Raw genomic sequence first — 23,318 nt, 5'->3', positions numbered from 1 at the left:
ATCAATACAATAAACAAAAAAGAGGATGTTGCCATCCTCTTTTATAATTTATTTAACACTTTTGACTAAACTTTACTGACGACAGCGAGAGAATATATCTTTATCTTTTTGATAAACATCAGATTTAACGTTCATCAACCCCAGTAAGCTGTCAAATAAGTTGTCATGAGAATAACCACCCTGTTCAGCTTCTTTCGCTAAACACGCAAGGTTAAGGCGATTTTGTTTGGCGAAACTTTTCGAAAACCATCCTAGAAATGGCACTTTGGTTTGCTCTTCAGGTGCAAAGGCATAAGGTGCACCATGAAGGTACATGCCACTTTCACCTAACGACTCACCATGATCACTAATATAAAGCATCGCGGTATCAAACTTGTCACTTTGCTGCGCTAGCTTTTTAACCACTTCAGAGACGATATAATCAGTATAGAGAATAGTATTATCGTAGGTATTCATCAGTTCTTCATCGCTACAATTTTGGATATCACTGCGCTGGCAATCAGGCGTGAAAAAGCGATGTGCTGCTGGGTAACGTAAATAGTAAGTGGGCCCATGAGAACCAATAATGTGCAGTACTAATAGGCTATCTTTACTCTCGATATTTTCAAGACGGTTATCAAGCGTGTTGAGTAGCACTTGGTCATAACAGTACTGTCCATTGCAAAGCTCAGGATCACTGCTACGATCAATAACGATATTGTCGACATTGTCACAAACGCCTTTACAACCACTGTCGTTATCCAGCCAATCTAACGCAATCCCTGCATGATTAAGGACATCAATGGCGCTGTCCTGAGCTCTGGCTTGCCTTGACTCATAATCTTCTCTATCCATCCGCGAGAACATACAAGGCAATGACACCGCTGTTGCGGTTCCACAAGAAGAAGTGTCTTTAAAGGCTAGCAAGCCTTGGCTTTCTGTGTGCGCGTTGGTCGGTTTGTCATAGCCGTAGTATTCGTAGTTCATCTCACGAGCCGTTTCGCCCACGACTAACACCACTAAATTAGGTTTCCCGTTGGCTTTGTCAGTGCTGTTTTTAGCATCTAGTCCTAGTTGCTTATACTCAATAGGCTCTTGCAGGTAATTAATATTAATATACTTAGCAGTAGAGCCAATAAAGTAAGTTGGAATGATATTGCGCTTAATAATGTCATTATTTCGACCAAAAGAGACATAGTTTTGATAGAAAAAGACAGCAATAACAGCAATGCCAATCAGCATCACGACCATAAAGACCAGTTTATGTAACAACTCCTTGGCTAATGGTTTAAATTGGATATTGGCTTTATATATGAGCAAGGCTGGTATAGCGCCGGTGAGCATAAAATTGAGCCCTGAAGCCCAATTCAAATAGGTCGCCGCTTCGGCGTAATTGGTTTCAAATGTGTTCTCGATCATGCCGTAATCAAACACAACCCCGTATTGTAACGCTGCAAAAAACACACTCGACGACATCAATGTTAGTACGATAAAAAAGGGCTTCGCTACATGCTTAAGGCTAAAAAGACTGAATATAAAGCTCAACGCAAAAATAAGAAATAGCGGGATGGTAGCAATAAAAACAAAGTTTACATCAGCCTGCTTGTCTATACCTTGCTTAACTATTTGGAAAAAAGGAATATTAAAAATACAGACATAATAAAGTGCCAGTAAGACAGTGAACTGATTGCTACTAAGGCTTTTTAAACGAGATAACACAATGAGACACTCTCTTCTTATTTGGGATTGATAACGTTACGATACTGAGCCACATTCTGCTTGGTCAGCGTGATTATGATGAATACTTTAACTTACACCTCACTGTAACAAAGTTTATTTAAAAGTGAACATATGAAAATATTCTAACATTTGATCTTTGTTGAATGAATGCTTTTGACCCTTTATTTCAATAAAAGAATCTACTTTGCATTGATGAGTATTCAAACATAATACGATTTAGCGTGATTTATGCGCACTGACTTATAGGCAACGAATGAACCTATAAGTTCATAACGTTTTACACAGGAAGATAAAGAGGAGGCATAAAACAATAGATGAAGCGCTTTTGCCCCCTAAAAGGCGACATTATCTAGCCTTGCTAGATAGTAAGAACTCGCAATCAGTGTTGAACGTTTAGCACTAACTTTGAACATTTGGGTTTGTAAATGGTGCTTTAAGCCGATTAAAACTCTTTATTGATACGATTAAAAAAATCTAACATCTGCGCTCGTTCGGCTTCGCTAAATTGAACCGTAAGATCGGTCGTTAACTGCATATGCAGTTTGTCGTGCTCTTCAAACATAACTTGGCCTGGATCCGTTAATTCAACTAATATCGAGCGTCGATCGGTTTCATGAGCACGGCGCAACACTAGACCAGCTTTAACCATTTTATCGATTTGAACGGTTAACGTGCCTGTAGTCACCCCAATTTTCGCTGCCAACTCTTTCATTCGCATAGGGCCATTAAGACCTAGGATTTCAACAATGTGAACTTGAGGTAAGCTAAATCCATTATCTTTGACTACAGCCATTTCCCAAGACGATAACTTTTCATAAAACTCGATAATCGCATGATTTAGATGATCGTCTTGGTTCTTCATTAATTAATATTCCTTAGCGGTTTCAGGCTTATTGTGCCTGACTCGCCATGTGCACTTCAACGGTTACATGACTTAAGGCCTTAATTTTTGCCAATTTATCTTTAAAATGGTCACTATTTGCACCACTTTCGCTGACAACAATCAAGCTAGCTGCATAATGGTCTGCACTGACTTTCCATACATGCAGGTCAACTAAACAATCGCCCTCTTGTTCTATCATCTGTTTTATTTCAGTAAGTTGTTTTTGCTTCATGCTGGCATCAAGTAAAATGGGGGCGGTTTGCCTCATTAACCCCCAAGCCCAGCGAGAGATGATCACCGCGCCCACGATACCCATTAATGGGTCGAGCCAGTTCAGTCCGACATATTTACCCAGTAATAACGCACCGATTGCCAATAATGAAGTCAGAGCATCGGCCAGTACATGGAAGTAAGCGGCTTTTAAATTATGATCTTCATGACCATGCGAGTGACCATGGCTAACAGAGTGCTCGTGGCTATGATCATGATCGTGTCCATGACTATGACTATGTCCGTGATCATGACTGTGATGATCTTTTAGTAAAAACACACTGACTATATTGACGATTAAGCCGATGACCGCAACCATAATAGCCTGATCAAAGTGAATGTCTTGCGGATTAAATATCCTAACGCCCGATTCTACCAACATAACAAGCGCCACTAAGCCTAATGCGACGGCACTGGTAAAACCGCCCAATACACTCACCTTGCCAGTGCCGTATGAGTAGCTAGCTGAATTGGCGTGTTTACGTGCATAGCGGTACGCAAACAGCGTAATAAGAAAAGCGGCCGCGTGGGTACCCATGTGCCAACCATCAGCAAGTAAAGCCATTGAACCGTAGATTGTTCCCGCTGTAATCTCAGCAAACATGGTCACCACGGTCAATAACAGCACGATTGCGGTATTACGTTCTCCGCTATTATTGTGACCTGCAAAATTGTGCTGATGTGACCATTGCTGACGTAATTTTTCTGTGTTTTCCATCATACCCGTACCTTTTGTGCAACGTTCGTTGTCTTGTAATTAATGTCTTGTCACTAATTTTGTCATCAGTGTTTTGTCATCAGTTGTTTTATGCGTTAATGATTCTTAATCATCGACCAAACACCCCTTAAGCGTTTATCTTAGATAAGTGTTTAGATAAAGGCTTGTCTGTATCTTTTGATTTTAAACGTCATTTTGTTTGATATACAACTAGTTTGACTGCCACTTAACTTGAATACCATATAGTTCGTAAATCAAAGCAATAATCCTTCATTTATTTTTAACTGACAACCTAAAAACAAAAATCATGTGATCTAAGTCCAAAAGACTTAGTATGGCAAGATCAGTTGATTCCGTTGCAACACTCCCAAACCGGGACTAGTGCTCAAGCTTATCGCAATACTCACACCACAGATAATGCCTTTATTGAATATCGAGACATTACAGTAAGCCATTGTTTTAATGTGTTATGTTTAAATATTGAAATAAGTTTTAAATTATTTTGGAAATATTTAACCCTTTTGGATTTTAATGCCGTTTATAGAGACATATCAAACAAGTACACCCTATATTTATTTTTGGAGATATTATGATTTTCAACTTATTGACTAACAAACAAATCCGTTCTTTTACGCTGACATCAGGTCTTCTACTCTCTGTTTGTACTTTTTCAGCTAATGCAACTTCACCTAAGCACCCGAGTGGAGAAAATGAGCAGATGGTTAACGCACAAACTTATTCAGCCTCAAATTACGTGTCACAGGAAAACTCGAAAATGTTTCCTGCGCCTAAAGAGGGTCAAGTCCAGCATATACTGACGCTTAAAACACTAGAGAACGAAGCTGACTACATGCTAGAGATCCAAATCGGGCAAACCAAAATGGTCGATTGCAATAAGCATGGGCTTTCGGGAAAGGTCATTCAAAAATCAGTACAGGGCTGGGGTTTTAGCTATTATGAAGTAGAGAGCATATCTGCAGGTCCGAGCACGATGATGGCTTGTTTTGATCAAGCATTAACAGAGAAGTTCCTCCCTATTACAACGGATTTGAAGATGCGCTATGACAGCAGATTACCTAAAGTGATATACCTGCCTGAAAATAGCCAAGTACGTTATAGAATCTGGAAAGTTGAATCACCTTTTTCTTATTCAGGTGATAAACAAAAATAGTTGTAACAGCAGATAAAGAAAAAGCTACCGTATAGGTAGCTTTTTTACTTTAGGGGTTTAGTTAAAATAGCTCGCCTGACGCAAGCTAAAACTAATGTAGATTAAAGCGCACTAATGGCTTCTTTACATAAAGCGGTGATTCTGCCCCAATCGCCCTGCTCCATTGCATCAGTCGGCGCTATCCAGCTGCCACCAATACAATCAACATTTTTAAGCGCCAAATAGTCTTTGTAACTACTTGGGGTAATACCGCCCGTTGGGCAAAAACGAATATCCGCTAATGGGCCTGAAAATGCTTTAAGGGCATTAACACCGCCAGACGCTTCTGCAGGAAAAAACTTAAAGTTCTTATATCCAAGCTCCATGCCTGCCATTACTTCAGAGATACTTGCTACACCCGGGATCAACGGTGTAGTACCTGCCATTGCAGCTTTTAGCAGTTCAGTGGTCGCACCAGGCGTGATAACAAACTGAGCGCCAGCTTTTACAGCTTGAGCTAACTGAACTTCATTTAGAATAGTACCTGCGCCGACTAATGCTTCAGGCACTTCTTTAGCAATTTTACTAATCGCTTCTAATGCGCAGTCAGTACGCAAAGTTACTTCTAAAACACTAATACCGCCTGCAACAAGTGCTCTTGCTAATGGTACTGCATGTTCAATCTTATTGATCACCATGACAGGAACAATAGGGCTGCGATCAAAAATATCTTGTGGTTGAATTAACCAGTTATTCTCAAGCATTGCGTTACTCTTCCTTAGTCTTTAATAATTTTCATCGATGGCGCTAGTACTACGGGCACCCGTTTCAGGACTACTTAGGCTAGCTCTTAGCGCTCCGAAGAGTTCACGTCCCATGCCATAGCTTGATTTGTGTAGATCAACTTTTTCAGCGGTTCTAGCGAGAAGCTCAGCTTCATCGACTAAAAGACTTAATTCGCCTGTCGTGGCGTTAACACGGACTAAATCACCATTTTGGATTTTGGCAATTAAGCCTCCATCAAGCGCTTCTGGGGTTAAGTGAATAGCGGCAGGAACCTTACCCGATGCACCAGACATGCGGCCATCAGTCAGTAAAGCGACCTTATAACCTCGATCTTGGAGCGTACCCAGTATGGGGGTTAACTTGTGTAGTTCAGGCATACCAATGGCTTTAGGGCCCTGTCCTTTCACTACCACAACACAGTCTTTATCTAAGTCACCGGCATTAAAGATTGCTTCCAGCTTATTCTGATCATCAATCACAATGGCTGGCGCTTCAACAATGCGATGCTGCTCTGCCACGGCTGATACTTTGATAACCGCTCGGCCTAAGTTACCTTTCAATAACTTCAAGCCGCCATTGACTTGGAACGGCGTATTTAAACTGGTTAATACTTCTTCGTCTAAACTGGTACGCTGGCCATCGACCCACGTCAGCTGTCCATCTCTAATCTGCGGCTCTTGCGTATAGCGCTTTAGTCCAAAACCTACAACCGTTTGCACATCTTCATGCAAAAGACCGCCATCGAGCAGTTCCTTAATCAGAAATGCCATGCCACCAGCTGCGTGGAAATGGTTAATATCGGCATGGCCATTAGGATAAACGCGTGCCAGTAATGGCACTGCATCGGAAAGTTCAGAGAAATCATCCCAATTGACAATAACGCCTGCAGCTCTAGCTGCAGCAACGATATGCATCGTCAAGTTAGTTGAACCACCAGTTGCTAGTAATGCGACGATACCGTTAACGACAGATTTTTCAGATACAATATGTCCAATCGGTGTGTACTGCGTGCCCATTTCGGTCAGACGACAAACCTGTTTGGCTGCTGTTTTACTTAAGACTTCACGTAAAGGATCATCAGGATTCACAAAAGAGGAACCGGGTAACTGCAGACCCATAACTTCGAGCATCAACTGGTTACTGTTTGCCGTACCATAGAAGGTACAAGTACCGGCACTATGGTAAGACTTTGACTCAGCATCTAGCAGTGCTTCTCGATCAATTTTACCTTGAGCATACTGCTGGCGAATACGGGCTTTCTCTTTATTAGGAATGCCTGACTTCATCGGTCCTGCGGGTACAAACAGCATTGGAAGGTGACCAAAACTGAGTGCGCCAATAAGCAGCCCAGGTACGATTTTATCGCAAATACCAAGCAACAATGCGCCGTCAAACATATTATGTGATAGACCAACAGCCGTGCCCATTGCGATAACTTCACGGCTTAATAAGCTCAGCTCCATTCCGGGCTGACCTTGCGTTACACCATCGCACATTGCAGGTACACCACCGGCGACTTGCGCTACACTGCCGATTTCATTACAAGCCTGCTTTAACAGATCTGGATACTCGCCATAGGGCTGATGCGCAGATAACATGTCGTTAAATGAGGTGATAATGCCGATATTAGCTTTTGTGAGCTGTTTAATCGCTGATTTATCCGCGGGATTACACGCCGCAAAACCATGAGCCAAATTACCGCAACTCAATGCACTACGATGAACGCCTCTATTTTTTGCATCATCTAAAGCCGCAAGGTACTTTGCGCGGGAATCTTTGCTTCGTTCAATAATTCTGTCTGTAACAGACTGTACAACGGTGTGCATAATCACTCCTTAGGCGCTCCAGTAAACATCGACAGGTGTTTTATGTTGATCGAGAACCGCTCTGATCGGCATTTCACTGCTGTCGTCGTTTGCTAACGCGAGTCGATAAACATCAAGTTTCTGTTCACCAACAATATGTAAATAGATTTGACGGCTAGCCAAGATGGCTGCCTTTGAAAGCGATATACGTGCATGTGGAGCACTACCTGGGGTTACTGCTACACATAAGTCATTTGTTGTGAGTGCATTTTCAAGCTCTTGTGCTTCTGCGCAAGGAAACCAAGAACAAGTATGTCCGTCATTTCCCATACCGAGTATTACAACATCAAACGGTTTTGGAAAATGTGCCAACTGCTCCATGGTCATTACTCGACCCTCTTCTGGAGTAGAGTACATATTCTTCAAACCACAGAACTTGGCGCTAGCGGCACGGTTTTTAAGTAAGTTATTTCTAACCAGTCTCTCATTAGAGTCGCTATGGTCGTTGTCGACCCAGCGTTCATCCGCTAACGTGATATAAACGTCATTCCAATCGATAGACTTCTTACTTAATAACTCAAAAAGCTTTAAAGGTGTCGAACCGCCAGAAACAACTAAACTCGCTTTGCCCTTGGCATCAACAGCTTCTTGTAACTGGTTGGCGATTCGGTCTGCAAGTTGCGCTTCAAGCGCATCTTTGCTGTCGAATGATTTGAACACAGTTTCTTTAATCATCTTTATCCCTTACTCATCCCAAGAACGGCCGTCTTTAGTAATCAGGGCGATTGAAGCAACAGGTCCCCAGGTGCCCGCAGGATATGGCTTAGGTTTTTCGTCTGTTTCTTCCCAAGCTTGGATGATGCCATCAACCCAGCTCCACGCTTGTTCTACTTCATCACGACGAACAAACAGTGCCTGATTACCCAACATCGCTTCTAATAACAAACGCTCATATGCATCGGCAATGCGCTCATTTTTAAAGGTGTCAGAAAAACTCAAATCTAGCTTGGTCGTCTGAAGACGCTGCTTTTCACCAAGGCCAGGGACCTTATTTAGCATTTGGATCTCAACCCCTTCATGAGGCTGTAATCGGATAGTAAGCTTGTTTGGCGGCAAATTACGGTAGTTTGAGCGGTATAAGTTATGCGGTGGATTTTTGAAATAAACCACAATTTCAGAGCTCTTAAACGGCATACGTTTGCCACTTCTTAAATAGAACGGCACACCAGCCCAACGCCAGTTATCAATATCAACTCGAAGCGCAACGAAGGTTTCAGCATTAGAATGAACATTTGCGCCTTCTTCTTCTAAATAGCCAGGAACAGGAGCCCCTTTTAAGAAACCACTAGAATACTGCCCACGCACGGTATTTTCGTGAATATTGTCTGAATTTATCGGCCGTAGTGATTTAAGCACTTTTACTTTTTCATCACGAATATTATCAGCATCTAGGTTGACTGGCGGGTCCATAGCAACCAGCGTCAATACCTGCAGTAGATGATTCTGGATCATATCGCGCATCTGACCCGCTTTATCAAAGTAGCCCCAACGCCCTTCAATACCCACTTCTTCAGCAACGGTTAATTGCACATGGTCAATCGTACGATTATCCCATTTTGAAGCGAACAAAGAATTGGCAAAGCGCAGTGCAAGCAGGTTTTGAACCGTTTCTTTACCTAAGTAGTGATCAATTCGATAAACTTGATCTTCATTGAAGTGGGCAGAAACTTGGTCATTTATAATTTTAGAGGTGGCGAGATCTGAACCAATAGGTTTTTCTAATACAACGCGAGAATCAGGGAAGATAAGATTTTGTTCATTTAAGCAACGGCATATATCACCAAAAATAGAAGGAGGCGTAGCAAAATAGCTCACCATCACTCTTTTTTCAGGCTCTAAAACATCATGGAATGCTTTATACCCTTCAGAATCCGTAAAGTTTGTTCCTATATAATGACAGCGGTCTAAAAAACGGTTTACGGTTTCTTCACATAACTCGTCTTTTACAAATGTCTTCAATGCCGTTGTAACTAATTCACGATACTCTTCCTGAGTAAAGTCATCTTTTGCAACGCCTAGTACTTTGGTCTCTACATTTAATAAGTTTGCTTTGTCTAGCTGATATAGAGATGGCAGCAACTTCCGCTTAGCGAGGTCGCCCTTGGTACCAAATAGAACAAAATCACAAGCTTTGGCTTCTGGTGTTGGTATGCCCATAGCGTCAAAATCTCCTTTTGATCCTGTGTCTCACCATTTTTGATGAGTATTCACATATTTGTTGTAATATAACAACAGAAATTAGTAATTGCATCTAAATTCTATAATAAACTTCAACTCAGTCTATTAGGCATGTTGACTCAATCTCTGATATGCTTTCGTGATAAAATTACTAAATTTTATCATCTTTGTACCTGTTATCATTATAATTTAATGTCAGCTCCGGTGCTTAGCCACCAACGGGACTATAACGATATAATAAAACTACTATTGAGTGGACGTACGTATATGAATACCCTAGAAAAGGTCCAAAAAAGTCTTACCCATTTTAGTAAATCTGAACGTAAAGTAGCGGAAGTTATTCTTTCTTCACCGCAAACCGCAATTCATTCTAGTATAGCTACACTGGCCAAAATGGCAGATGTCAGTGAACCAACGGTAAACCGTTTTTGCCGCCGGCTTGATACTAAAGGCTTTCCAGACTTTAAGCTGCACCTTGCCCAAAGCCTTGCCAATGGTACGCCCTACGTAAGTCGTCACGTCGAAGAAGATGATACCCCTGACTCATATACCACAAAAATATTTGAATCATCTATGGCATCGCTTGATACCGCGAGACAAAGCATAGATACCACCGCGATTAATAAAGCCGTTGATGTGCTTACCCAAGCAAAAAAAATCTCCTTCTTTGGTCTTGGTGCATCGGCATCTGTAGCTCATGACGCTCAAAACAAATTTTTCCGCTTTAATGTTCCTGTCATATGCTTCGACGATGTTCTTATGCAACGCATGAGTTGCATCAACAGTAATGAAGGCGATGTAGTGGTACTTATTTCACATACTGGTAGAACTAAGTCACTAATAGATGTAGCAAAGTTGGCTAGAGAGAATGGCGCAGCAGTGATTGGTATTACCGCCCGTAACTCACCACTTTCAACCGTTTGTACACTGCCTGTCACAATGGAAGTCCCTGAAGACACCGATATGTACCTTCCTATGGCTTCACGTTTAGCACAGTTGGTTATAATTGATGTACTAGCAACAGGATTTACATTGAGACGAGGTCCTCGTTTCCGTGAGAACTTGAAGCGAGTTAAAGAAGTATTGAAAGAATCTAGAATAGACAAAGATCCCATTCTGTAAGTGGCTTTCGGCATACTTTAGGACAGTTTAGCCAATGCTTGACTGTCCTTTTTAGTCCATAATGTTGCAATAGGTCACAAAATTTAAAACTTGAGATAGATCATTATGTTCGTAACTTTACTACATTTATGGGTATTGTCTGTTAATATAGTGTCAGAATTTTTAAAACTTAACGGAGTATGTCATGTTCCGCAGAACCAAGATTGTAACAACATTGGGCCCAGCCACTGATCGTGATGACAACCTACGCCGCATTATTATTGCCGGTGCTAACGTTGTTCGCCTAAACTTTTCTCACGGTGCACCTGAAGATCACAAAAAACGCGCAGCAGATACGCGAGCTATTGCAAAAGAGCTTGGCGTACATGTTGCCGTACTCGGTGATCTACAAGGTCCTAAAATTCGCATTTCAACTTTTAAAGACAACAAAAAGGTACAGGTAACCCTAGGGCAAACTTATACTTTAGATGCTGATCTTGAAAAAGGTGAAGGCGACGAGAACCAAGTGGGTATCGATTATAAAGAGCTACCAAATGATGTCAGCTTAGGCGACATTCTAATGCTAGATGATGGTCGTGTTCAGCTGCGAGTTGAAAAAGTAGACGGTAATAAAGTTCACACTACTGTGACTGTTGCTGGCCCTTTATCTAATAATAAAGGCATCAACAAGCAAGGTGGTGGTTTATCCGCTGCTGCATTAACTGAAAAAGATAAACGCGATATCATTACAGCTGCAGAGATTAAAGTTGATTTTCTAGCAGTGTCTTTTCCACGTAGTGGCGCTGACCTTGATTATGCTCGTGCTTTAGCATTAGAAGCCGGTAGTAACGCGCTGATAGTGTCTAAAGTTGAGCGTGCTGAAGCCGTTGTTTCTGATGAAGCCATGGATGATGTTATCCTTGCATCAGATGTCGTGATGGTTGCACGTGGTGATTTGGGTGTTGAGATTGGTGATCCAGCACTTGTTGCGGTTCAAAAGAAACTGATTAGCCGCTCTCGCCAACTTAATAAGCCTGTTATTACTGCGACTCAAATGATGGAGTCAATGATAACAAGTCCAATGCCTACTCGTGCAGAAGTCATGGACGTTGCAAACGCAGTACTTGATGGTACGGACGCTGTAATGCTTTCTGCTGAAACCGCTGCTGGTGACTTCCCTGAAGAAACCGTAAAAGCTATGGCTGAGGTTTGTTTAGGTGCTGAGTTACACCCAAGTGTACAGGTATCAAAGCATAGACTTGATCAACAGTTCACTACGATTGAAGAGACGATTGCTCTTTCAACAATGTACGCTGCAAACCATCTAGGTGGAATTAAAGCCATTGTTGCATTGACTGAGTCTGGTGCTACACCGCAAATGATGTCTCGTATCAGTTCGGGGCTGCCTATTTTCGCGCTGTCACGTCACGAAGTCACTCTTGCTACAATGGCGCTTTACCGTGGTGTTCAACCTGTTTATTTCGACTCTACGGCTTACGCTCCTGAGTTTGTTGCTCAAAAAGCACTAGAAACGTTAGCAGCTGCCGGTTACCTAAAAAGTGGTGACATGGCGATGATGACTAAAGGCGATGCAATGGAAACCGTTGGTGGCACTAACACCAGCAAGGTTGTCATTGTCGCTTAGTTTATTGCTCGTTTGAGCCATACTAAAGCGTCTTAAATAAAATGCATGTCAGCTAATTACTGATGTGCATTTTTTGTATCTACACTTAATATTCTCATTCCGTTTTAATTCCAACATCTTTGCCTAAATGTGTGGTCCCTTAACGCATCAGTCTATAGCCAATTCAGTTTAGTCCTACTTCCCTCTTCTTCATTGGCATTACTTGTCATGGATAATTAGTCATCGACAAGTTAATTTTGAATTCATACTAATTGCATTAAAAGTTTGATCATTCAGCGGGAATTCAAAGCCCTGTAGGCAAGATGGAGGATTGAAGCTAATCGTTATTCTATATCCAAAGCCCACAACAAAGCTTAAAGGGCTTTGCCATTTGCTTTAAACGTCGGCCCACTAGGTGAGTAGCTCTGAATTGGTCAAATACTTAATGCAATTGGTATCAGTACTGTGTGGTTGGCATAAAAAAATCCGTTGAACTTAATTCAACGGATTTTCATTTTAAAGCGTATACATATTTACCAACGAAATATTAATTCATTATCAAGTGATTTATAGCCTAGCGTCACTTTTACAATGCATCAAAGTCATCAACATTTATCGCCGCTAACCGTAATTGATTAGCCTCACTAAGCTGTAGGTGCTCATCTTGATTAATGAGGTCAAGCTCAAGGGCTGAATCAAACAACGCTTGCGGCGCAAGTTTACGCGGTAAACCTCCCTCTCTTTGAGCCTGTTTTAATCGACTAAAGAGCACTTTGCACTCATGCTTTGCAATAAAAGCATTCTCAACATCAGCAATGCCACTAATGTCATCTTTAATATTAGGACACAAAAATGTCAATCTATCGCGAGCTGGACCTGGGGTACTCATCGATTTAACCACTTCAATTGATAATTTATCATCAGGTTGATTAAAGTGATTTCCCAGAGGGAAGATCATGACACGTAATAGTGCTGCGACAATACGGTTAGGGAAATTACGGATAGCTTCATCGAGTGCTTTCGCAGCCAAATGTAGTCTTGTCGCCATCACATGCTTAACCGTGGGTAAATCATCAAACTGACGACCATTATCTTCAAACAACTTTAACGTTGCAGATGCCAAATACAGCTGACTGAGTACATCCCCCATTCTCGCACTCAACATCTCTTTACGCTTCAGTTCGCCGCCGAGCATCAACATAGACATATCGGTCATGATTGCTAATGCAGAAGATATCCGCGTCATGCTCTTATAGTACTTCTTCGTTTCGCCACTGACTGGAGATGCTGCAAATATGCTTCCCGACAGTGCGTGGCTAAAAGCACTGAAAGCATTGCGGGCAGCGTAACCAATATGACCCGTTAATAGATCATCGAATCGTTCAAGCCCTGCACTTTTATCTTCCATACCAGCAGCTTCCATTTCAGCCAGTACATAAGGATGGCAACGTGTCGCTCCCTGACCAAAAATCATTAAACTACGCGTAAGAATATTGGCACCTTCTACAGTAATAGAGATAGGAAGTGCGATATAGGCATTCCCTAGATAGTTTTTAGGTCCTAATTGGATGCCTTTACCCGATTGAATATCCATCGCATCATCAATAACCTGACGACCCAATTCAGTCATATGATATTTCGCAATTGCAGTCACAATTGAGGGCTTAACGTTAAGGTCGATACCCGTAGTCGTTAAGCGTCTGGCCGCTTCGAGCTGGTAAGTGTTACTAATGATCCGCGCCAAGGCTTCTTGTACACCTTCAAACTGACCGATTGGCATACCAAATTGTTGCCTTACTGCGCTGTATGCAGTGGTCGTTTTAGTGGCCATATGCCCCAAAGCCGTTGACAGTGCAGGCAGTGAAATTCCGCGCCCAGCAGATAAACACTCAACCAGCATCCGCCAGCCGCGACCGGCGTATTGCGGTCCACCAATGATCCAGTCAAGTGGAATAAAGACCTCTTTTCCTTGCGTAGTACCATTCATAAAGGCTAAATGTAATGGGTTGTGACGACGGCCAATCTCGACACCGGGATGATCTGTTGGGATCAATGCACAAGTAATGCCTATATGCTTTTGCTCTCCAAGCAGTCCGTCTGGATCATGCATTTGAAACGCTAGCCCTAACACATCAGCGACGGGAGCAAGCGTTATATAGCGTTTATTCCAATTGAGCTTTAAGCCTAAGGTTTGTTCACCATTAAATTCTTGACGACAAACAATGCCAGTATCAGGAATTGCGCCAGCATCACTACCAGCTTCAGGTCCTGTTAATGCAAAACAAGGGATCGCTTGTCCATCTGCAAGTTTAGGTAACCAAAAATCCTTTTGTTCGGTTGTACCGTAATGGGTTAATAGCTCTCCAGGACCTAATGAGTTGGGCACCATGACAGTGACAGCGGCACTCACACTTCTGCTGGCAATTTTACTCACAATCGTTGAGTTTGCATAAGCAGAAAAGGCGCGACCACCGTATTTTTTCGGAATGATCAGGGCAAAGAAACCCTCTTTTTTAAAGTATTCCCACAGTTCTGGCGGGAGATCTTTTCTATTGGTAACGATGTCATAATCGTCAATCATAGATAACGCTGTTTCAACTTGATTATTTATAAAATCGTGTTCTTCAGACGTTAGCGTAGGTTTGCCGTAACTGTGTAAAGTTTGCCAGTTAGGTTTACCTTTAAAAAGCTCTCCCTCCCACCAAACATCGCCCGCTTCCATTGCTTCTTTTTCGGTGTCAGATAAAGGAGGCAGTACTTTCTTAAAGAAACTAAAAACAGGCCGCGTAACCAGTTGCATTCTAATGTTCTTCACACTAAAAATGACCACTACGCCGATAATAAAGAGTATTAATAACGTCATAAACATAATTTCTACATTGCATCCTTGTTCACAGGAACCGATACCCCCGCCGATAGATAAGGGATAACTTTTCGAATAACCGCTTCTATATCATTGTGTTCGCCAAAATCTGCTGCTGCAATCTCGGTTAATGCGTCAGCTGACGCCATAGTGAACACGACTGTACCTAAGGTGAAGTGTAAGCGCCAAAACATCTCAGCGGGAGGAATATGTGGGGTACTCTCGCCAACAGCTTTGACAAATAGGCTCAAATACTTGCCATAATGGGTCGTAATAAACCAGCGCAAATGGCCTTGGCTTTCTATATAGCCACGCCCTAATAGTTGCAAAAAGGTCGTAGTGCCTTCAGATCTTAATTTGTTTAGCTCTAGTAATGGGTTAACCAAGCTTGAAAAGATATCATCTAGCGATGCATTCGCATCTGCAGAGCGCACTGCCACAATAGCATCTGCCGCCGCCGGCATAAAGACATCGAGATAACGTGCTAAAACCGCTCTTATCAACTCTTTTTTTGAGCCAAAATGGTAGTTTACCGATGCTAGGTTTACTTCAGCTTTACTGGTTATTAATCTAAGAGACGTTTCTGAAAACCCTCTCTCAGCAAATAGCTTTTCTGCTGCATCCAGTATTCTTGTTTTTGTATCGGAGCGATTTGCCATTCCGTTGCCTTTAGTCATTCAATTTAAAACACTCGTTTAAATTAAACACTCGCTTGCTTTTTGTCAAACAAAAACCCCGTTTACCTTACATATGTACACTATTTTATCCATCTAAGTCTCATCACTATCAATCAGCAACAAAATAAGTAAAATAAGCAACACAAAAATAACAAAGGATTTTGACAGATGAACATGACCTTTACTAAGGTTTCTAGGTTATCCGCTTTGATTGCCATTTCACTCGGCGCAACGGCATGTAATGAAACAGCAGCCGTCAGCACTCAAACGGTTGATAAAACGATTGAAGCGCAAAAGTTTATTGCAGATGCTGAAGCTCAAATGGCTGACTTATCGATAGAGATCAATCGTTCAGAGTGGATTTACAGTAACTTCATCACCGAAGACACAGCAGCCCTATCAGCGAGTGTCTCAGAAAAGTACACAGGTACATCTGTTAAGCTTGCGACTCAATCCGCTCAATACGCTGACCTACCACTAAACAATGCCGATAAAAGAAAGTTAAATATTTTACGTAGTTCTATCGTCCTCCCTGCACCTTTAGATCCCGCAAAGAATACTGAGCTGGCTAACATCAGTGCCGAATTGAACGGTCTATACGGTAAGGGGAAATATTGTTTTGAAGATGGACGCTGTTTAACCCAGCCGGAGCTATCGGCGATTATGGCTGAGTCAAAAGACCCTGCTGAGTTACTTGAAGTTTGGCAAGGCTGGCGTGAAATAGCAAAACCAATGCGTCCTCTGTTTGAAAGAGAAGTGGAACTTGCAAACGAAGGTGCACAAGATCTTGGTTATGCAAATCTTTCTGAATTATGGCGCAGCCAATATGATATGAAGCCTGACGCGTTTTCAAATGAATTAGACCGACTTTGGGGGCAAGTTAAGCCACTTTATGACTCTTTGCATTGTTATGTCCGTGGTGAGTTAAACGAACAGTATGGGGAATCTGTAGCGCCAGCATCTGGCCCAATACCCGCTCATCTTTTAGGTAACATGTGGGCACAAAGTTGGGGCAATGTTTATGATCAAGTTGCACCACAAGATGCAGATCCTGGCTACAACGTCACAGAGCTACTCGCAAAACATAATTACGATGAAGTAAAGATGGTAAAACAAGCCGAAAGCTTTTTTACCTCGTTAGGCTTTGATGCGTTACCCGATACCTTTTGGGAACGTTCTCTATTTGTTCAACCTGAAGATCGTGACGTTGTTTGCCATGCCTCAGCCTGGGATCTGGATAACCTCGACGATTTACGCATAAAAATGTGTATTCAAAAAACAGCCGAAGACTTTACGGTCATTCACCATGAGCTGGGACACAATTTCTATCAGCGCGCTTACAAAGAACAGCCATTTATCTTTAAAAATAGCGCAAACGATGGCTTCCATGAAGCAATCGGTGACACGATAGCGCTGTCGATCACACCAAATTACTTAAAACAAATTGGTCTGCTCGACGAAGTCCCTGATGCATCAAAGGACATCGGTTTACTCCTAAAGCAAGCGTTAGATAAAGTTGCTTTTCTGCCATTCGGATTAATGATCGATCAATGGCGTTGGAAAGTATTTAGTGGTGAGATCACACCTGAGCAATATAACCAAGCGTGGTGGGATTTACGCGAAAAATATCAAGGTGTAAAAGCGCCTATCGCGCGCACTGAAAACGACTTTGACCCCGGCGCTAAATACCACGTGCCAGGAAATGTGCCTTACACACGCTATTTCTTAGCCCATATACTTCAATTCCAGTTCCATAAATCACTCTGTGAAATTGCAGGCGATACCGGACCAGTTCACCGTTGCAGTATATATGGTAATAAAGAAGCCGGCGCTAAGCTTAATACCATGCTCGAGATGGGACAAAGCAAACCTTGGCCAGAAGCGTTGGAGGCGGTGACAGGCACTAAAGAGATGGATGCCAAAGCCGTACTTGATTATTTTGCTCCACTGCAAACATGGTTAGACCAACAAAACAAAACGGCTAATCGTCAATGCGGTTGGTAAAACAGAGGTCACGTTAACATACTCGTCTTAACCGAGTATCTAAAAGCCATTTTTCTCTAGGGGAAGAATGGCTTTTTTATATCTTACTCATTTCCAAAACTCCTCGAAATGCAGCATTTAGCATGTTGATAAGTGACAAAGTTCAAACTCGTCAATTGCGCCAGCATGTTGAAGTAATCTGGGTATCGCCTTTAAAAATATGCCAAAGAGTCGACTTGGCGGCTTAAATAATGAACAAACCGCTATTTTTACACATCTTGTAAAGATCTAATTCTTTAGTTCAATTAAGGTGTCTATTATAGTGATACTAGGAATTATTTTTTTGAAGTAATACATGTTTAAAAAAGCAGCAAGTCGTTTGGCGTTAACAGTATGTCTGTACCTCGCCGCTATGCATTTAGCTTTCGCTAATGATAACGAAGCGTTAAACGAACTTTATACTCATTTTAACGAAGCATTTGACGAATTGGATATCAGTAGGATCCAATCAATTTATTCGGAAGACGCCTGCTATATCCCTGAAAGCCAAGGCGAAGAAATTACCCTTGGGCGAGACAATATTGTTGCGCTTTATAAAACATTTTTTGGCAAGATCAAACATAAAAATGCCAAAATTGAAGTGGACTTCAGAGTGATCGAAAGAAACCTTGAAGGCACGAGTGCAACGGATATCGGCTACTACCTTATTCGTTTTCACCCTTCAATCGATGCCGGTGAGCCTGTTAGCGAATTTGCGGGGAAATTTGTTACCGTGTCTCAAAAGAAAGAGAACGGCAAATGGTACTTAACGGTAGACACTAATAATCGTGCTGAAGCCTCGTTTTATTTTAATGCTAAACCCACTTCAAACCTTTATTATGGACGTCAATTTTCAGCGTTAAACAGCAATATAAAACCCAAAACTCATGATGAACCAGAACATTGATCCCGAGAGTCCCTGCCCTTGCTGCTCAAGTAAGACCTATAGTCACTGTTGCCAACCACTGCATTTAGGTGTCAAAGCAGCACTAAGCCCTGAACAGCTTATGCGTTCACGTTTTTGTGCTTTTTATTTGGGGCACTTTCCTTACCTCATCGACACTCACCATAAAAACTACCTATCGGGCTTAACACAGCAAGCATTAAGTGATGGCCCGCAACCTAATTGGTTAACGTTAGATATTATTTCGTTTTCAGAACTGGGTCACCAAGGTAAAGTTAGCTTCCAAGCTTGGTTTCTTGACGACAACAAGCTGGATGCAATACATGAATGTTCAGATTTTATAAAAGAAGACGGTCGCTGGTATTACACTGAGGGCCTACAACAAGATCCTGTGTATCCCAAACGAAATGCGTTGTGTGTCTGCGGTAGCGGTAAGAAGTTTAAGCAGTGCTGCTTATAACCTCCTCAAAATTGGGATATTAATAATGGGGACATTTAGAATGAAATATTGTCACACAGCGTGGAAACATGGAGTACTTAATGTACCAAGGTCGATTTAGCTAAAAAATCGCCAAACTCAGAGACTCTTAACGCTGGGCTGTATAAAAAGCCTTGTGCTTGGTGACAATGGTGCTCTGCTAAGAAAAGCTCCTGTTCTTTTGTCTCAACACCTTCTGCAGTAAGAGAAATATTTAGCGCAGACGCCATTGCAATAATCGCGCTAACAATTTCTCGGCTTTCATGGCTGACGCTTAGATCCGAGATAAATGAGCGGTCGATCTTAAGCTTACTAATGGGGAACTGTTTCAAATACCGCATTGAACTGTAGCCGGTACCAAAATCGTCTATGGCTAAACCGACACCCAACTCTGCTAACTCATTGCATAAATTGGTGGCTAAACGAATATCTTCCATCAATTCTGTCTCTGTAATTTCCAGAATTAAACTCTGTGGAGTCAACTTATAACGGCCAATTAGTTCCCAAACCTGCTCAAACAACGTCCCGCTAAAAAACTGTCTCGCAGAGACATTGACGTGCATTGAAATATCTATTTGACGATGCTGCCATAAATTTAGCTGTTTACATGCCGCTTCTAAAACCCATGCCCCTATATCGGTGATAAGCCCCGTTTGTTCTGCAATATCAATAAAAGCACCTGGATACAACACGCCTTTTTTAGGGTGATGCCATCGAATAAGTGCTTCTGCACCGATGTAAGTTTGTTTCTGCAAATCTTTTAACGGTTGATAGTAAAGTTCAAACTGGCGACCTTTTATTGCCACCGCTAAATCTCTCTCTATTTGAGCATCCTCTTTAAATGCATTAAGTAATGCAGAGTTAAAGACTTGAATGGCATCGCCTTGCTTATTTTTTGCATACTGCAAAGCAATATCAGCGCAAGTCAGTGCCGGAAAAAGTTGTTCAATCGAGGCGATATCAACAGAGGCTAAGGCGGGTTTGGGTTCTATCTGCTCGGTACCGATACTGACGGGGAGCTCTACTTGACGATATAGACGTTCAATTAAGGCGTTAATGACGTTAACATCACACGAATCAGCGATTAACACAGCAAACTCATCACTGCCAATACGCGCAATCTCTGTAATATGGTTAATATCGGCGAAGTGTCGAATTCGCCTAGCGACTTCAATCAGCATCAAATCGCCATTAGCATGACCATAGGTATCATTAAAACGTTTGAAACCACGCAGATCGATGAGTACTAGGTGACCCTCTTTGGCCTTATCTAATACGCAGCTAAAATGAGTACGATTATATAAGCCGGTTAAAGTACAGCGCCACGCCAACCTTTCTAATTCGCTCTGATGAAGGTGCTGTTCGGTACAGTTGTCTGCATTAATTAACGCAAAGTGATTGCCTCTTTCTGAGATAAACCGCTTTACGCTGAGCCGAACCCAATAATCTGAACCATCACGACGAACGAGTTTCATCTCCTCTTCAGAGCTTTCTCCAGCCCGTGCTTTTGCAAGCACACTCTCTGCTTTTTGAGGGAACTGTTTAAAAAAATCTAGCGCCTGAACAGGACGCCCAATGATTTGATCTTTGGGGATGTGAGTCAGCTCAAAATGGGCATGATTGACGTATTCGATACAGGCTGACGAAAGGTTCACCACCATCATAATCTGGTCAGACTGCTCGGTTGCAGACAAAAATAGCTTTAAGCGCTCATCTTTATCATAAGAGTATTGGGTTGCCAATGTGAGCGCGAGTTGGTCGGCTACTTGAGAGGCTAATTGGATCTCTGAGTCTTGCCAGGCAGGAGTTCCTGTATGACGCTCTAAGCTCAATACACCTTCTAAGTGACCATTGATCCTTATTGCAACTTCTAAAGCGGCTTTCACGTCGTGTTGCTGATAATAGCCATTGAGCTCTATAAGGCGACAATCTTCAACACAGTGGTCGGAAGCAACATGTCTGTTCACTCTAAGTTCTTCAACAAAGATAGGGCAAGCTAATGGTTGAGGGCGAGATTGGAGGGCGACATTTAGCGCAATAGCAGGTTCGGTGTACACCGTTTCTAACGTATTAGTGAGTTCACTTAAACCAGAAATAACAACTCGAGAGACCTCGAGCTGTTCAAAAAGTAACTCCGTAGACATTTTAGCCGTGGCGTGAAAGTCGCCTACTTGCTTTGCCTCTGAGTTAACAATCTGTTCTAAAAGTTTCTGGTATCTATGTTTCTTCACTCGATATCCTAAAGCAAGGTAAACAAAGGGTTCACCAAATGGTCGGAGAAATTAGCTTCATACTTGCGACTAATTTTTATAGCAAAGAAGATACCGAAAAACAGTGATACCAGCAAGACATACCGTTATTGCTTACAAACTATTCTCTAATTGAAAAATCATCTTTTCTGCACTAAATGAGAAGGTTAGTACCAAATTAACATCTTTACCCGTTATTGATATTTCGCTACCAACATCAACAAAACGTTTGGTTGCTTTCTCTGCAACGACTTTAGCTGCATCTTCGCTAGAAAACGCTAATTCTAATACCGTGTCATGTTCATCGATCACTGCACCAACGTCAACAAAGCTACCACAATCATTACACGTGTCATTAACTAGATCAGATTGTGCCTTTTGAATATTTTTCATGTTAAGCCTCTTTCCTACACAAGATATATGTTCAGATTATATATCAGCTTAACGTGCGACAAAGGGATCATTCTCAAACTTGAGCAATTAATTCACTCATTTGACGTTGCATAACCAGTTGATCTACAAAATGGTTGAGTTTTACAGGGTGTTCCACAGATATGTTTTGATGACGAAGACGTGCGTTGAGCTCGCAGTTCGCAATAACCTCTTCCATCTCTAGCGGTTCTTTACGCCGAATAACCAGCGCTTCTTCATGGATAGCATTGGCTAATCTGAACGAGGTGGTGCCACCGTTTTGGAATGAAGCACAGTTATTGGTAATGTGGGTGTCACTGTTAAGTAGGTTTATCAACGGCTGGCTTTCGCCTAAGTTGAATTTAGCGCGTAAATCTACCTGTTTAAACTCAGGTGTTTGGAACTGTGCCATATCGCTAGCATCGGCAGATAGCAAAGAAAGCAATAAAGCAAACTCACCACGACGATTCGACTCGACAGCACTGTTAAGACGTGAGCCTAACTGTAATTCATTAACTAAAGGGTTAACTGCTTGCATAACACTCGATTAGCATAAAAAAAAACCTACAAAACAACCTGTTGATAGTTAATCGACCACTTAACCAAATACTTTAGACATTATTTCAAATTTAAGCTTTACACAGGGAAAAAATCTGACTACTATTGCCGCCGCAATTGAGGAGGGGTTCCCGAGTGGCCAAAGGGATCAGACTGTAAATCTGACGGCTCAGCCTTCGAAGGTTCGAATCCTTCTCCCTCCACCATTTGCGCACAATTAGTTAGTAGAAAGATATTCGTGGAGGGGTTCCCGAGTGGCCAAAGGGATCAGACTGTAAATCTGACGGCTCAGCCTTCGAAGGTTCGAATCCTTCTCCCTCCACCATTTCTATTTACGATTTGTGTTAAGTGTTAAGTGTTAAGTGTTAACCGCAGTAGGCCAATATTGTGGGTAAGATTAAAGTAAAATGTGGAGGGGTTCCCGAGTGGCCAAAGGGATCAGACTGTAAATCTGACGGCTCAGCCTTCGAAGGTTCGAATCCTTCTCCCTCCACCACTTTACTTTAAAGAGTTAAGAGTTAAGAGTTAACCACAGTAGGCCAATATTGTGGACAGAATGAAAGTAAGAAAAATGTGGAGGGGTTCCCGAGTGGCCAAAGGGATCAGACTGTAAATCTGACGGCTCAGCCTTCGAAGGTTCGAATCCTTCTCCCTCCACCACTTCTTACTTCTCTAGCCAAAGATCAAATTCATTTATTCCTATGATATCCATCTCATAATTAAAACTATCAAAGTTGTAAAATCAAGGTTAATCATTAGCTTACTTAACGTTGCCAAACCTCATTTCTGATTTTTATCTACCGTTTCTACTACCAATCCCTGATCAATTTCACTATGATTTAGCTTTGTTACTACCAGCTAA

The 23,318-nt window shown here is 42.0% G+C and carries 18 protein-coding genes and 4 tRNA genes; 10 read left to right on the top strand and 12 right to left on the bottom strand.

All coding sequences use genetic code 11. From position 1 onward, the window contains the following. Window positions 1-72: 72 nt before the first annotated feature. The 3 genes from CXF83_RS12075 to dmeF form a co-directional block, all read right to left on the bottom strand. Window positions 73-1,698: a phosphoethanolamine transferase gene (locus tag CXF83_RS12075; protein WP_101092077.1), complete on the bottom strand. Its 1,626-nt coding sequence runs from the start codon at window positions 1,696-1,698 to the stop codon at window positions 73-75. Window positions 1,699-2,161: 463 nt separating this feature from the next. Beyond that, window positions 2,162-2,581, bottom strand: a complete 420-nt coding sequence (locus CXF83_RS12070) for a MarR family winged helix-turn-helix transcriptional regulator (RefSeq protein ID WP_101092076.1) — start codon at window positions 2,579-2,581, stop codon at window positions 2,162-2,164. Window positions 2,582-2,609: 28 nt separating this feature from the next. Further along, window positions 2,610-3,590, bottom strand: coding sequence for a CDF family Co(II)/Ni(II) efflux transporter DmeF (gene dmeF / locus CXF83_RS12065; protein ID WP_101092075.1), 981 nt, complete (start codon window positions 3,588-3,590; stop codon window positions 2,610-2,612). 589 nt (window positions 3,591-4,179) lie between these two features. Between dmeF and eco the strand changes: the two genes are divergently transcribed. Then, window positions 4,180-4,761: a serine protease inhibitor ecotin gene (gene eco / locus CXF83_RS12060; protein WP_101092074.1), complete on the top strand. Its 582-nt coding sequence runs from the start codon at window positions 4,180-4,182 to the stop codon at window positions 4,759-4,761. Window positions 4,762-4,862: 101 nt separating this feature from the next. Here eco and CXF83_RS12055 read toward each other — a convergent pair whose 3' ends face one another. The 4 genes from CXF83_RS12055 to zwf are packed head-to-tail and all read right to left on the bottom strand — an operon-like array spanning window position 4,863 to window position 9,548. Next, the gene (locus tag CXF83_RS12055; RefSeq protein ID WP_101092073.1) at window positions 4,863-5,504 is read right to left on the bottom strand and encodes a bifunctional 4-hydroxy-2-oxoglutarate aldolase/2-dehydro-3-deoxy-phosphogluconate aldolase; all 642 of its coding nucleotides are present in this window, start codon (window positions 5,502-5,504) and stop codon (window positions 4,863-4,865) included. 21 nt (window positions 5,505-5,525) lie between these two features. Further along, on the bottom strand, window positions 5,526-7,352 hold the full coding sequence (edd, locus tag CXF83_RS12050) for a phosphogluconate dehydratase (protein ID WP_101092072.1): 1,827 nt from the start codon (window positions 7,350-7,352) through the stop codon (window positions 5,526-5,528). Window positions 7,353-7,361: 9 nt separating this feature from the next. Next, window positions 7,362-8,066: a 6-phosphogluconolactonase gene (gene pgl, locus CXF83_RS12045; protein WP_101092071.1), complete on the bottom strand. Its 705-nt coding sequence runs from the start codon at window positions 8,064-8,066 to the stop codon at window positions 7,362-7,364. A 9-nt stretch (window positions 8,067-8,075) separates the two neighbouring features. Further along, window positions 8,076-9,548, bottom strand: a complete 1,473-nt coding sequence (gene zwf, locus CXF83_RS12040) for a glucose-6-phosphate dehydrogenase (RefSeq protein ID WP_101092070.1) — start codon at window positions 9,546-9,548, stop codon at window positions 8,076-8,078. A 288-nt stretch (window positions 9,549-9,836) separates the two neighbouring features. Between zwf and CXF83_RS12035 the strand changes: the two genes are divergently transcribed. Beyond that, a complete protein-coding gene (locus tag CXF83_RS12035; RefSeq protein ID WP_101092069.1) occupies window positions 9,837-10,691 on the top strand; it encodes a MurR/RpiR family transcriptional regulator in 855 nt (284 codons plus the stop codon). Window positions 10,692-10,875: 184 nt separating this feature from the next. Further along, a complete protein-coding gene (pyk, locus tag CXF83_RS12030; RefSeq protein ID WP_101092068.1) occupies window positions 10,876-12,315 on the top strand; it encodes a pyruvate kinase in 1,440 nt (479 codons plus the stop codon). A gap of 565 nt (window positions 12,316-12,880) precedes the next feature. On the opposite strand, the gene CXF83_RS12025 is transcribed toward pyk, so the two are convergent. Both CXF83_RS12025 and CXF83_RS12020 read right to left on the bottom strand, forming a co-directional pair. Then, window positions 12,881-15,157 carry an acyl-CoA dehydrogenase gene (locus CXF83_RS12025; RefSeq protein WP_101092099.1) on the bottom strand — a complete coding sequence of 759 codons (2,277 nt, stop codon included), beginning with the start codon at window positions 15,155-15,157 and terminating at the stop codon, window positions 12,881-12,883. Window positions 15,158-15,168: 11 nt separating this feature from the next. Continuing rightward, complete coding sequence (locus tag CXF83_RS12020) at window positions 15,169-15,816, bottom strand: TetR/AcrR family transcriptional regulator (protein WP_101092067.1); 648 nt, start codon at window positions 15,814-15,816, stop codon at window positions 15,169-15,171. Between the two features lie 186 nt (window positions 15,817-16,002). On the opposite strand from CXF83_RS12020, the gene CXF83_RS12015 reads away from it, so the two are divergent. The 3 genes from CXF83_RS12015 to CXF83_RS12005 all read left to right on the top strand — a co-directional run bounded on the left by CXF83_RS12015 (window position 16,003) and on the right by CXF83_RS12005 (window position 19,220). Next, window positions 16,003-17,838, top strand: a complete 1,836-nt coding sequence (locus CXF83_RS12015) for a M2 family metallopeptidase (RefSeq protein ID WP_101092066.1) — start codon at window positions 16,003-16,005, stop codon at window positions 17,836-17,838. A gap of 334 nt (window positions 17,839-18,172) precedes the next feature. Then, window positions 18,173-18,763, top strand: a complete 591-nt coding sequence (locus CXF83_RS12010) for a YybH family protein (RefSeq protein WP_101092065.1) — start codon at window positions 18,173-18,175, stop codon at window positions 18,761-18,763. Then, the gene (locus CXF83_RS12005) at window positions 18,759-19,220 is read left to right on the top strand and encodes a YchJ family protein (protein WP_374702339.1); all 462 of its coding nucleotides are present in this window, start codon (window positions 18,759-18,761) and stop codon (window positions 19,218-19,220) included. The genes CXF83_RS12010 and CXF83_RS12005 overlap by 5 nt, the downstream gene beginning before the upstream one ends. A gap of 77 nt (window positions 19,221-19,297) precedes the next feature. Here CXF83_RS12005 and CXF83_RS12000 read toward each other — a convergent pair whose 3' ends face one another. From CXF83_RS12000 to CXF83_RS11990, 3 genes are all read right to left on the bottom strand, one after another. Then, window positions 19,298-21,469, bottom strand: coding sequence for a putative bifunctional diguanylate cyclase/phosphodiesterase (locus tag CXF83_RS12000; RefSeq protein WP_101092063.1), 2,172 nt, complete (start codon window positions 21,467-21,469; stop codon window positions 19,298-19,300). Window positions 21,470-21,601: 132 nt separating this feature from the next. Next, complete coding sequence (locus CXF83_RS11995) at window positions 21,602-21,880, bottom strand: DUF406 family protein (RefSeq protein ID WP_101092062.1); 279 nt, start codon at window positions 21,878-21,880, stop codon at window positions 21,602-21,604. Between the two features lie 73 nt (window positions 21,881-21,953). Then, complete coding sequence (locus CXF83_RS11990; RefSeq protein ID WP_101092061.1) at window positions 21,954-22,436, bottom strand: VC2046/SO_2500 family protein; 483 nt, start codon at window positions 22,434-22,436, stop codon at window positions 21,954-21,956. A gap of 141 nt (window positions 22,437-22,577) precedes the next feature. Here CXF83_RS11990 and CXF83_RS11985 point away from each other — a divergent pair. From CXF83_RS11985 to CXF83_RS11970, 4 genes are all read left to right on the top strand, one after another. After that, a tRNA-Tyr gene (locus tag CXF83_RS11985) sits at window positions 22,578-22,662 on the top strand. A 34-nt stretch (window positions 22,663-22,696) separates the two neighbouring features. Further along, window positions 22,697-22,781, top strand: a tRNA-Tyr gene (locus tag CXF83_RS11980). Window positions 22,782-22,867: 86 nt separating this feature from the next. Beyond that, a tRNA-Tyr gene (locus CXF83_RS11975) sits at window positions 22,868-22,952 on the top strand. Window positions 22,953-23,031: 79 nt separating this feature from the next. Next, window positions 23,032-23,116 (top strand) — tRNA-Tyr (locus tag CXF83_RS11970). The last annotated feature ends 202 nt before the right edge of the window (window positions 23,117-23,318 follow it).

It is taken from the genome of Shewanella sp. Choline-02u-19 (assembly GCF_002836205.1).
Taxonomy (GTDB): Bacteria; Pseudomonadota; Gammaproteobacteria; order Enterobacterales; family Shewanellaceae; genus Shewanella.
The sequence above is the reverse complement of the archived record's forward strand: the minus strand, read 5'-3'. Positions and strand labels throughout refer to the sequence as shown.

Bases quoted from the DNA above. Each gene is read 5' to 3' on its own strand.
- CXF83_RS12070 (WP_101092076.1), bottom strand. From the start codon at position 2,581: ATGAAGAACCAAGACGATCATCTAAATCATGCGATTATCGAGTTTTAT.
- dmeF (WP_101092075.1), bottom strand. From the start codon at position 3,590: ATGGAAAACACAGAAAAATTACGTCAGCAATGGTCACATCAGCACAAT.
- eco (WP_101092074.1), top strand. From the start codon at position 4,180: ATGATTTTCAACTTATTGACTAACAAACAAATCCGTTCTTTTACGCTG.
- CXF83_RS12055 (WP_101092073.1), bottom strand. From the start codon at position 5,504: ATGCTTGAGAATAACTGGTTAATTCAACCACAAGATATTTTTGATCGC.
- edd (WP_101092072.1), bottom strand. From the start codon at position 7,352: ATGCACACCGTTGTACAGTCTGTTACAGACAGAATTATTGAACGAAGC.
- pgl (WP_101092071.1), bottom strand. From the start codon at position 8,066: ATGATTAAAGAAACTGTGTTCAAATCATTCGACAGCAAAGATGCGCTT.
- zwf (WP_101092070.1), bottom strand. From the start codon at position 9,548: ATGGGCATACCAACACCAGAAGCCAAAGCTTGTGATTTTGTTCTATTT.
- CXF83_RS12035 (WP_101092069.1), top strand. From the start codon at position 9,837: ATGAATACCCTAGAAAAGGTCCAAAAAAGTCTTACCCATTTTAGTAAA.
- pyk (WP_101092068.1), top strand. From the start codon at position 10,876: ATGTTCCGCAGAACCAAGATTGTAACAACATTGGGCCCAGCCACTGAT.
- CXF83_RS12025 (WP_101092099.1), bottom strand. From the start codon at position 15,157: ATGACGTTATTAATACTCTTTATTATCGGCGTAGTGGTCATTTTTAGT.
- CXF83_RS12020 (WP_101092067.1), bottom strand. From the start codon at position 15,816: ATGGCAAATCGCTCCGATACAAAAACAAGAATACTGGATGCAGCAGAA.
- CXF83_RS12015 (WP_101092066.1), top strand. From the start codon at position 16,003: ATGAACATGACCTTTACTAAGGTTTCTAGGTTATCCGCTTTGATTGCC.
- CXF83_RS12010 (WP_101092065.1), top strand. From the start codon at position 18,173: ATGTTTAAAAAAGCAGCAAGTCGTTTGGCGTTAACAGTATGTCTGTAC.
- CXF83_RS11995 (WP_101092062.1), bottom strand. From the start codon at position 21,880: ATGAAAAATATTCAAAAGGCACAATCTGATCTAGTTAATGACACGTGT.
- CXF83_RS11990 (WP_101092061.1), bottom strand. From the start codon at position 22,436: ATGCAAGCAGTTAACCCTTTAGTTAATGAATTACAGTTAGGCTCACGT.